Source organism: Flavobacterium sp. ALJ2 (genome assembly GCF_015594725.1).
In the GTDB taxonomy this organism is placed as follows: Bacteria; Bacteroidota; Bacteroidia; order Flavobacteriales; family Flavobacteriaceae; genus Flavobacterium.
This window is the reverse complement of the sequence record NZ_JADNRC010000019.1, coordinates 44019-54750: the sequence shown is the minus strand read 5'-3', so window position 1 is coordinate 54750 and position 10732 is coordinate 44019. Positions and strand designations below refer to the sequence as shown.

The following is a 10732-nucleotide window of genomic DNA, read 5'->3' as shown; positions in this document are numbered from 1 at the left end:
GTAATTTTTCTCTAATAGTATAGGTATATTTACTGTGTGGGAAGGAGCCATAGGGGCAAAACCTAAATAACGGCTAAAGGATTTAACCTCTTTGTTTTTTGTTACAACTCGGTTTTCATTATCAAGACCAATTTCAAAAAATGAATCATCTCCATTATGACCTAGCAGCGGAACATCTCTTATGATTATATCTCCATTAACATCCAATGTTGCTTTTGGTGTTGTTGTATTTATACCTGTATTTTGTGCAATACTGAATTGTGATATAAGTAATGATAATAATAAATATGTAATTGAGAATTTCATAAATCGTTTAGAATTGATTTTACATGAATTATTTGGTATTAAAATAATTAATACCTTTCAATATAAAAAATGATTATTAGATTAAGTGTTTATTTTTAATCGGCAAATGTACAATTAAGACCTGCATTAATGAATTTATAAGCACGAATTGCGAATATTTAATTATTTAGTTCCTTTATTTTATAAATCATGATTTTTTTATAAAATAAAAGCTTATTTTACTCAAAGAGTCTCATGTTTTTTGTCTTTATTAGATATTAAATTAGGCTTGCTTACCTTGTTTAATAATACTATTTATAAAATTATATAAAGTATAACTTTTTTTGTTATTTTTACTAAATCGATTTAGTTGTTAATGTTACTTTAAAATTTATGAAAAACATACTTTTTCTCTGCTTTGTTTTTGTTGTTTCATGTGCATTTTTAAATGCACAAGTACTAAAATCTCCCGACAGGAATTTGACTTTAGAATTTCAATTAAATAGCGAGGGAACTCCAACTTATTCGTTAAGTTATAAGCAAAAAGAAGTGATTAAGGAAAGTAAATTAGGCTTTATGATAAAGTCTGATATTATACTTAATAAATATTTTCAGATTGCAGACAGCAAATTTCAGTCAGAAAACAGTACTTGGAAACCAGTTTTGGGAGAACAAAAAGAAATACGTAATATGTACAATGAATTGAAAGTGGACCTTGTTCAAGAGAAAAGTAAGCGTAAAATATCAATTTATTTTCGTTTGTTTAATGATGGTTTGGGATTTAGATATGAATTTCCCGTTCAAGATAATTTACGTCATTTTATTATTCAGGAAGAAACAACAGAGTATAATTTGACAGGAGATCATAAACTTTTTTGGATTCCGGGTGATTACGATACAAACGAATATAGTTATACGACTTCTAAAATATCAGAAATGCAATCTTTGGTGTATAAAGCCGTACATGTTCCTCTGGCCGCACAAGCTCCAATTAAGAATTTGGCAACACAAACACCTTTAATGATAAAGACTACCGATGGACTTTATATCAATATTCATGAAGCAGCTTTAAAAAATTATCCAGCAATGTGTCTTAATGTCGATGATAAAACCTATTCGTTAAGCTCGCATCTTGTTCCAGATGCTGTAGGCAACAAAGGATATATTCAAACAGGAAGTTTCACGCCTTGGCGAACGATTGTTGTAAGCGATGATGCGAGAAATATTTTGGCTTCAAAAATGATATTGAATCTTAATGAGCCGTGCAGTTTTGAAGATACTTCTTGGATTAAACCAGTGAAATATATTGGTGTTTGGTGGGAATATTTTACAGGAGGAGGATCTACTTGGGCATATTCGGATAATCAAGATGTTGTTATTGGTTCTACCGATTTCTCTAAATTAAAACCTAATATTACGCATGGAGCGAATACCAAACATGTAAAAGAATATATAGATTTTGCTTCTGCAAATGGTTTCGATGCCGTTTTGGTTGAAGGTTGGAATGAAGGCTGGGAAGATAATACTGCTTTTAAGAAAGAACGCATTTATAGTTTTACCAAAGCATATCCAGATTTTGATGTAAAAGATTTAAGTGAATATGCGAGTAAAAAGAATGTGAAAATTGTCATGCATCATGAAACTACATCTTCGACTGCCGAATATGAACGACAATTAAATGACGCATTAAATTTCATGGTTGCTAATAATTATAATGCGGTTAAAACAGGATATGTTGGTTCAATTATTCCAAGAGGAGAACACCATGACGGACAACAAATGGTCAATCATTATACGTATGTTGCAAAAGAAGCTGCAAAGCATAAAATAATGGTAAACTCACATGAAGCAGTTCGACCTACAGGATTACATCGTACCTATCCAAACTGGTTTGCACAAGAATCAGCACGAGGAACAGAGTTTGAAGCGATGGAAGGAATTCACCCTGATCACACTACAATCTTGCCTTTTACTCGCCTAATGGGAGGCCCAATGGATTATACACCTGGTATTTTTCAAGGAGATTTATCGGTTTATGGTTCTAAAAAGAATAAACTAAGTACAACACTTGTAAAGCAATTGGCATTGTATGTTACCATGTACAGTCCGTTACAGATGGCTGCTGACTTACCAGAAAATTATATGCGTTTTAAAGATGCATTTCAGTTTATAAAAGATGTTGCCCTAGATTGGGACGAAACTTATATTCTTGAAGCTGAACCAGGAGATTATATCACCATTGCAAGAAAAACCAAAGGAAAGAAAGAATGGTTTATAGGCGGAATTACTGATGAAAAGCCACGTACTGCTATGATTGATTTTAGTTTCTTGCCTGCAGGAAAATCATACACAGCAACGATTTACGAAGACGGAAAAACAGCAGATTATAAAACCAATCCACAATCGTATAACATTCGTAAAGTAACCGTAAATAGTAAAACTAAATTAAAACAAAAATTAGCTGCAAGCGGTGGTGTAGCTATTTCTATAAAATAAACACTGTTTATGAATGGTACGCGGATGATACGGATTTCCTAAAGGAAAGACGCTGATAAAAACGGATTTTTTATTTTATGAATTGATTAAAAAATCTGCTTAATCTGTTTGATCTGCGAGAAAATAAAATCATTTTAATCTGTGGCTAAACTTTTCTCTCGCAGATCAAGCAGATTGAGCAGATTTAAGCTAGAGACAAAACAAAGTATTGTTTTAAAATCCGTGCTTATCCGTGTTTTCGCGATAGCGAATCCGCGTCATCCGCGTTCCCTTTTAGGCAATCCCAAAAAAACAATAATTTAAAAAACATAAAAAATGAGCATAAAAATTTATCCTTTACAATTTGAACCGATCTTAAAAGAAAGAATCTGGGGAGGCGAAAAACTAAAAACTGTTCTTAATAAACCCATCGTTTCTAAAATTACGGGAGAAAGTTGGGAATTATCTACAGTAGAAGGAGATATTAGTATTGTTGCCAATGGCGAATTAAAAGGGAAATCATTAACAGAATTAATAGATGAACAGCCAAACGAAATTTTAGGAACGTCTGTTTATAACCGATTCGGGAAACAATTTCCATTGCTTTTTAAATATCTAGATGCTCGCGAAGATTTATCGATACAAGTACATCCTAATGATCAGTTGGCAAAAGAACGTCATAATTCATTTGGTAAAACCGAAATGTGGTATGTAATGCAAGCTGATGCCGATGCAAGGATTATTGTAGGATTTAAAGAAGATTCTAGTAAAGAAGAATATCTGGAGAATTTAAATAACAATACATTAGTTTCTATTTTGGATGATGTCAAAGTCAAAGCTGGTGATGTGTTTTTTCTTGAAACAGGAACGGTTCACGCAATTGGTGCAGGATTGGTTGTTGCAGAGATACAGCAAACATCGGATATTACGTATCGTTTATATGATTTTGATAGAGTAGATGCTCAGGGAAATAAAAGAGAATTGCATGTTGATTTAGCTTTAGATGCTATCAATTATAATACAGTTGATACGTATAAGAAATACGAAAAGACTGTAAATGAGTCTAATGTAGTTGTGGATTGTACTTGTTTTACAACCAATTTTATTCCGCTAAACGGAGAGATTAAAGTAAGTAAAAAAGGTGATACTTTTACAGTCTATATGTGCATCGATGGAGCTTTTGAAATTAGATATGAGAATATAACCTATCAATATAAAAAAGGTGATACTGTTTTAATTCCTGCTGCCATGACTGTTTATGTATTAAATGGAGAAGCATCTATTTTGGAGGTAACGATTTAATTGTCAATTATTAATTGTTGATTGTGAAATGTCAGGCGTTGATTAAAATTCACACAATAGCACCACAATATTGTCATCCTGAATCTCCACTAGAAACTCGACAAAGATTGGTTTAGGAGTTGAAGAAAGGTTCAAAGAGACAAAGGTTCTGAGACTATCACTGAACACTAAAACTGAAACTGAACACTGAATGCTAATTAATCGGTAAAGACTTATGATAACTGATGAAAACACTAATAATTATGCATAAAATAGCGATATGTTTAAAAAAATAATTACAAAATCGTTTTAGTAATTATTTTTATATATATTTGTGATATAATTAATAATAGCTTATTAAAAAATTAACCTGCTAAATGAAAAAGATTACTATTAAGGATATTGCCACAGAGGCGCAAGTGTCTATATCTACAGTATCTTTTGTCATTAATGATAAAGGCGAAAAAATGGGAATTAGTCCTGCAGTAATTAAGAAAGTGCAAGAAGTTGCCGAAAAACTTAATTATCGACCTAGCATGATTGCAACAAGTCTTAGAACAGGAAAGACCAGATCTATCGGACTTATTGTTGAAGATATTTCGAATCAGTTCTTTGCAGATCTTGCCAGAGTTATAGAAGATGAAGCTAAAAGTATTGATTATAGAGTTTTTTATTGTAGTACAGGTGGAGATGATGAACGTTCTGAAGAGTTAATACATAGTCTCTTGCAGGCAAATGTAGATGGCTTTATAATTACACCAACTGAAAAGTTGGAAAAAAGTATAGACCTACTTTTAAAATTGCAAAAACCAGTAGTATTAATAGATAGATATTTTCCTAACCAAAAAGTGAGCCATGTAGTTATGGATAATTATGAAGGTTCCCATTCCGCAACTAAATATCTATTAAATAAAGGAAGAAAAAATATTGCTGTTGTTAATACTAATTCTGGAATGATCCAGATGAAGCTTAGAGAAGAGGGATATAGAGATGCTTTAAAAGAAGAAGGCATTTATAATGATTCCCTAGTTCTTCATATGGATTACAATAGCAGCGAGGAAAGTAAAATTGCCGATATATTTAGTTTTTTTACAAAGAATCCACAAATAGATGCCGTGTTGTTTTTAGCGAATTACATGGGATTAGCAGGTCTTCAGGCTTTTAGAAGAATGAAGTTTAGGATTCCAGAAGATGTTTCGGTTATAAGTTTTGATGATCATGATAGTTTTCGATTACATACTCCAACCATATCAGTTATTGCACAGCCAATTAAAGAAATAGCTGAAAATGCAATAAAATTATTAATGGATCAAATGACAGGAATTAAACCTTTTGTTATTGAAGGAATACGTAAAAAAGGAAATTTAATAATAAGAGAATCGGTATAATAAGATGCCCTTAAAAAAAGAAGAAAGGGAACTTTGGTTTTTTTTACTCTTTTTACTAAATCGTTTTAGTAGGTTTTAATTTATCAAAAAAGAGGAATTGTTAAATTTTTTTGACCAGTTCACTATATCGATTTAGCAAAATAACAGAAGTGTTAAATAGTTGCTAATCAATGATATTTATGGTTTAGAGACTATGGATGAAATAATTAAATTGAGTTTATATTTTTTATTAATATTTTAAAAACAAACAAGTCAAACACAAACACAAATCAAAACAAATAAACCAAAAACAAACGCTTATGAAACAAATTTTAGCAGTGTTAGCGATGGTAATGTTAAGCAGTTTAGGAGCTGTGGCGCAAAACCGATCACTAACTGGCGTAGTAGCAGATGCAGATAACAAAGGAATTGTTTCTGCCACCATTAAGGTAAAAGGAAAATCAATTAGTTCTATAACGGACTCTGAAGGACGCTTTGCAATGACTATTCCAGTAGGAAAGGTTAGTCTAACAGTATCTTCTATTGGTTATGTTACACGCTATATAGAAGTAGGAGAGAAAGAAAACACTATTAATATCTTATTACTATCTAGCGTAGAAGAATTAAAAGATGTTGTGATTACTTCATTTGGAGTAAAAAAACAAAAGAAAAGCTTAGGATATGCAGTTGGAGAACTCAAAGGAGATGATTTAACAAAAACCAAAGAAATTAACCTAGGAAATGCACTTCAGGGGAAAATAGCTGGGGTAAATGTTTCTGCACCAGTTACAGGACCATCAGGCTCTAGTCGTGTAGTAATTCGTGGAGCCACTTCGGCATCAGGATCTAACCAGCCTTTGTATGTTGTAGATGGTATTCCTATTGATAATAGCCAACAGGGGAATGTAATTATATGGGGTGGAGCAGATAAAGGAGACGGTATGTCTTCGTTTAATCCAGATGATATTGCATCTATGTCTGTATTAAAAGGGAGTGCTGCATCGGCACTTTATGGATATAGAGGTTCAAATGGGGTTATTTTGATTACAACTAAAAAAGGTAAAGGTGGAAAAGGATTAGGAGTTGATTTTAGTACAAATTCTACATTTAATACACCAGTAAATCTTTTAAGATGGCAAGACCAATATGGTAGTGGCCAGCCAGTAGATGGAGTTCCTACAAGATTTACGACTTTACAACAACTTAGAGATAGTTATGTTTTAGCTTGGGGAGATAAATATGACGGAACACCTTCACTTTCTCTTGATGGAATAACCAGACCTTATCAAGCTTATGGTAAAGATAATGTGGGCAATTTTTATAGAACTGGATATTCTTTTAGTAACACTTTGGCAGTGTCTGGAGGAAATGAGAATACAAATTTCAGATTATCATTTGGAAATACAAAAGATGAGGCAATCTTGCCAGGAACAAATTTTAGAAGAAATAACTTTGCTTTAAATTTGAACTCAGTTGTAAATGAAAAGATAAGTATTGAGACTAATGCACAATATATCTCTGAGAAAAGCCATAATAGACCTTATTTGAATGATTCTCCTAGAAATGCATCTTATTCTACAACATTTTTGAATCCAGGGGCAGACATAAGATGGTTAAGTAATGGTTATGATGAAGATGGTGGTGAAGCAGATTATTTTGGAACAAATAATTATCAAACAAATCCTTACTTTGCTACACAAGAAACATTAAATGAAGATCTTAGAAAGCGTTTTATTGGTTCAGCTAAAGTAAATTATAATATCACAAAAAATGTTTATGCTAAGGCAGTAATTGGTATCGATGATATTAATTATGAATATACAGAAATTGAACCTACAGGAATTAACTACCAGCCAGGAGGATCTTATGAAAACAGAATTGAAAGCCGTTCTGAGGTTAATGCATCTGGTTATTTAGGATATAAAGGCGATATAGGTAAAGATTTTTCATTAGATGCATTTGTTGGGGCAAATCGTCAGCATAATAGGTTTAGTGCCAATAAAATGAAAGGAAAAAACTTTATTGTTCCGTTTAAATATTTTTATGGAAATACTACACCTGAGAAAACAGAGAAGTTATATGCAGAAAGCGAAGTAAATTCTCTTTTTTATTCTGCTGATTTAGGATACAAAAATTTATTATATTTAAATGTAACAGGTCGTCAAGATTGGTTTTCTACTTTAGATCCTTCAAATAATAGTACTTTTTATCCATCTGTTAGTACAAGTTTTGTTTATTCTGAGTTATTCAGTTTACCAGAGTGGATTTCATATGGTAAGATTAGAGCAGGTTGGGGTAACGTAGGAGGAGCTTTGCCAGATGCGTATGCACTTGCACTTACTTATATTGGACCAGACGGTCAAACAGATGCGCAAGGTCAACCAATTTTGGGAGTTAACGGAGAAACAGTTCCAAATAAATATTTGAAACCATATAACGTAAGTACAATCGAGTTTGGTTTCGAAAATACATTCTTCAATAACAGAGTGAGTACAGATTTGACTTTTTACGAAAAGAGAACAACAAATGATATTACCGATGCAGATATTTCACAATCTTCTGGATATAGAACTACAAAAATTAATGTAGGAGAAATTGTTAACAAAGGAGTTGAGTTTGCAATCAATGTAAAAGCGATAAAAACGGAGAACTTCAGTTGGAGTGTTGGTTATAACTTTGCTTACAACCACAGTGAAGTAGTTAATTTATCGGATAAGATAACAACCAAAACATTAGAAGGTAACAGAGACTCAAGAGCATCAGTAGTTTTAGAAAAAGGACAACCATTTGGAGTAATCAAAGCATACGACTATTTAAGAGATAAAGATGGAAATATCGTGATTGGAGCAGACGGTAAATTCTTGAGAGGAGATTTAATCGTTGCAGGTCAAGGTGTAGCTCCTACATCAATGGGACTTTCTAATGATTTTACATATAAAAATCTAACACTTTCAGTTTTTGTTGATGCTAAATTTGGAGGAGACATTTATTCAGCTACAAATCAGTTAGGAACGCGTTATGGATTATCAGATAAGACACTTGAAGGTCGTGAAGGAGGAATTGCTGTAACAGGTACTGATCCTAATGGAAATCCTGTAAATAAACAAGTTTCAGCATTTGATTATTGGAGAAGTTATGCTGATGTAACATCAAATTTTGTTTATAGTTCTGATTTTGTTAAGCTAAGAGCCATTTCGTTGAGCTATAACTTACCGAAAGCATATCTTGCACATTCGCCATTTCAATCTGTTAGTTTGGCATTTTCTGCTCATAATTTATGGACAATTTATAGTGTAACACCTAATATTGACCCAGAGTCAAACTTTACTAATAGCAATGCTCAAGGGCTTGAGAGAGCATCTATGCCTTTGACTAGAAATTATGGACTAACTCTTAATGTCAAATTTTAATAATAAAAATTGTAAGATGAAAAATAAATATATAAAAATATTTTGTATCGCAATAGTTGGCGCAATGGTATTGACAGCATGCGATGAAGGATTCGAGGATTTAAACAAGAATCCAAATGCTTTGATAGATCCAGCGCCAAAATCGATGTTTACGCTTGCTGAGATTTATATCGATGGACAAGATTATTCGAATACAAGAGGAAATAATGGATATGCTGCTCAAATAGTGCAACACTTTGCTTCATTAGGAGGACCAGGTTCAAAATATACCTACTCATCAGAGTATTCAGGTTCTTTGTTTGGAGAATCGTATGGTAAAGGATTGAATCAAATTTTCCAGTTGTTATCCGTTTTACCAGATACTCCAGAAAACTCGAATATGATTCAGGCATGTAGAATCATGAAAGTATTTATGTTTCAAAAATTGACAGATACTTACGGAGAAATTCCATATTTTGAAGCAGGTAAAGGATATAATGGAAATGTTTATGCTCCTAAATACGATACACAACAAGCCATTTATAATGATTTATTAAAAGAATTAGACGAGGCTGGTACTGCATTAGATGTGAATAAACCTTTTGTAGGTAATGCTGATTTATTTTACCAAAGCGATGTAACAAAATGGAAAAAATTTGCCAACTCATTGATGTTGAGAGTAGCCATGCGTTTGTCTAAAATAGATCCTGCAAAGTCGAAGGAGTTTGTAGAGAAAGCTGCTACTAAAGGTGTTTTTAATTCTAATAACGATAGTGCGGTATTAAAACATGATCCAAGTCCACAAGGGGTTAAAACAAATCCGATTACATCTTCTTGGGTTATGAATGATTTAAAGGGAGGTAATACAGATATTAAATACAGTAAAACTTTTATAGATTTATTAAAAAATACAAATGATCCACGATTAAGAATTTATGCTAAGTTAGAAGGCTCAGGAGATAATAACCCATCTCATCAGCAAGGGCTTGCAAATGATGCAAAAGAATTCCCGGGTGGAGATAAAAAACTGTTTTCAGATCCTAATACTTCTACTGTATTGCGTTTAGATGCGCCTACATTAATCATGACTTATGCCGAAGTAGAATTTTTATTGGCAGAAGCTGCTGCAAAAGGTTGGAACGTATCAGGAACAGCTCAACAGCATTACGAAGATGGAGTAAAAGGAGCAATGTTTGGTCTATCTATTTTTGGAGACAAAGTACCAGCAGTTACCATTGCAGAGTATAATGATTATATCACAGCTCACCCATTTAAAGCTACTGGAACAGAAGCAGAGAAAATAGAGCAAATTATAACTCAAAAATGGATTGTTTTACTATTTAATGGTTTCGAAGCTTTCTCAGAATGGAGAAGAACCGGATATCCTGTTTTAGTACCAGTTAATGATCCTCTGGGAGAAACAGATGGTACAATTCCAAGAAGATTAATATACGATCAATCGGAGTTAATTACAAATGGAGCAAACTACAAAGAAGCAATACAACGTCAAGGGTTAGATTTAATGACAACTAGAATTTGGTGGGATAAATAAATAATTAATTTGGTTGATTAGTTAGAATAAGTCGGGTAGGATATACCCTCCCGGCTTATTTTTAAGTTTCTATTTTGATTTTTATATAAAAAAAAAACATTTATTATAAAGAGGTTAATACATTGTTTTTTAGTACCTTTTTTTTCGCAATCAGTAAAATACTTTTTGCTGAAAAAGATGGAATTACTTTCAATATAACTTAAAATGAATGATTGATTTTTTTAAGCAATCTAAAATCTAAAGTCACTCCCGAAGCGTCGGGACTAAAATTAATTAAAGTTTGGCAGCCGTAAAAAGGGAAAATAATGTCTAGATATTTTTGTTAGTTACTCTTATTCTAAGATATAAAACCTAAAGAGAGAAGGAATTAATTGTGGAGGGCA

General features: G+C 32.5%; 5 protein-coding genes and 1 pseudogene. 5 read left to right on the top strand and 1 reads right to left on the bottom strand.

Annotated elements, in window-relative coordinates:
* Positions 1-306: pseudogene (locus IUY40_RS17565) on the bottom strand (hypothetical protein); the annotation flags it as partial.
* 372 nt (positions 307-678) lie between these two features.
* On the opposite strand from IUY40_RS17565, the gene IUY40_RS17560 reads away from it, so the two are divergent.
* The 5 genes from IUY40_RS17560 to IUY40_RS17540 all read left to right on the top strand — a co-directional run bounded on the left by IUY40_RS17560 (position 679) and on the right by IUY40_RS17540 (position 10349).
* Positions 679-2781, top strand: a complete 2103-nt coding sequence (locus IUY40_RS17560) for a glycoside hydrolase family 97 protein (protein WP_195738165.1) — start codon at positions 679-681, stop codon at positions 2779-2781.
* A gap of 315 nt (positions 2782-3096) precedes the next feature.
* Entirely contained in the window at positions 3097-4062 is a 966-nt protein-coding gene (locus tag IUY40_RS17555; protein ID WP_195738164.1) for a type I phosphomannose isomerase catalytic subunit, read from the top strand.
* Positions 4063-4418: 356 nt separating this feature from the next.
* On the top strand, positions 4419-5429 hold the full coding sequence (locus tag IUY40_RS17550) for a LacI family DNA-binding transcriptional regulator (RefSeq protein WP_195738163.1): 1011 nt from the start codon (positions 4419-4421) through the stop codon (positions 5427-5429).
* Positions 5430-5728: 299 nt separating this feature from the next.
* Positions 5729-8818, top strand: a complete 3090-nt coding sequence (locus IUY40_RS17545; RefSeq protein WP_195738162.1) for a SusC/RagA family TonB-linked outer membrane protein — start codon at positions 5729-5731, stop codon at positions 8816-8818.
* Positions 8819-8834: 16 nt separating this feature from the next.
* Complete coding sequence (locus IUY40_RS17540) at positions 8835-10349, top strand: SusD/RagB family nutrient-binding outer membrane lipoprotein (RefSeq protein ID WP_195738161.1); 1515 nt, start codon at positions 8835-8837, stop codon at positions 10347-10349.
* Positions 10350-10732 lie beyond the last annotated feature (383 nt).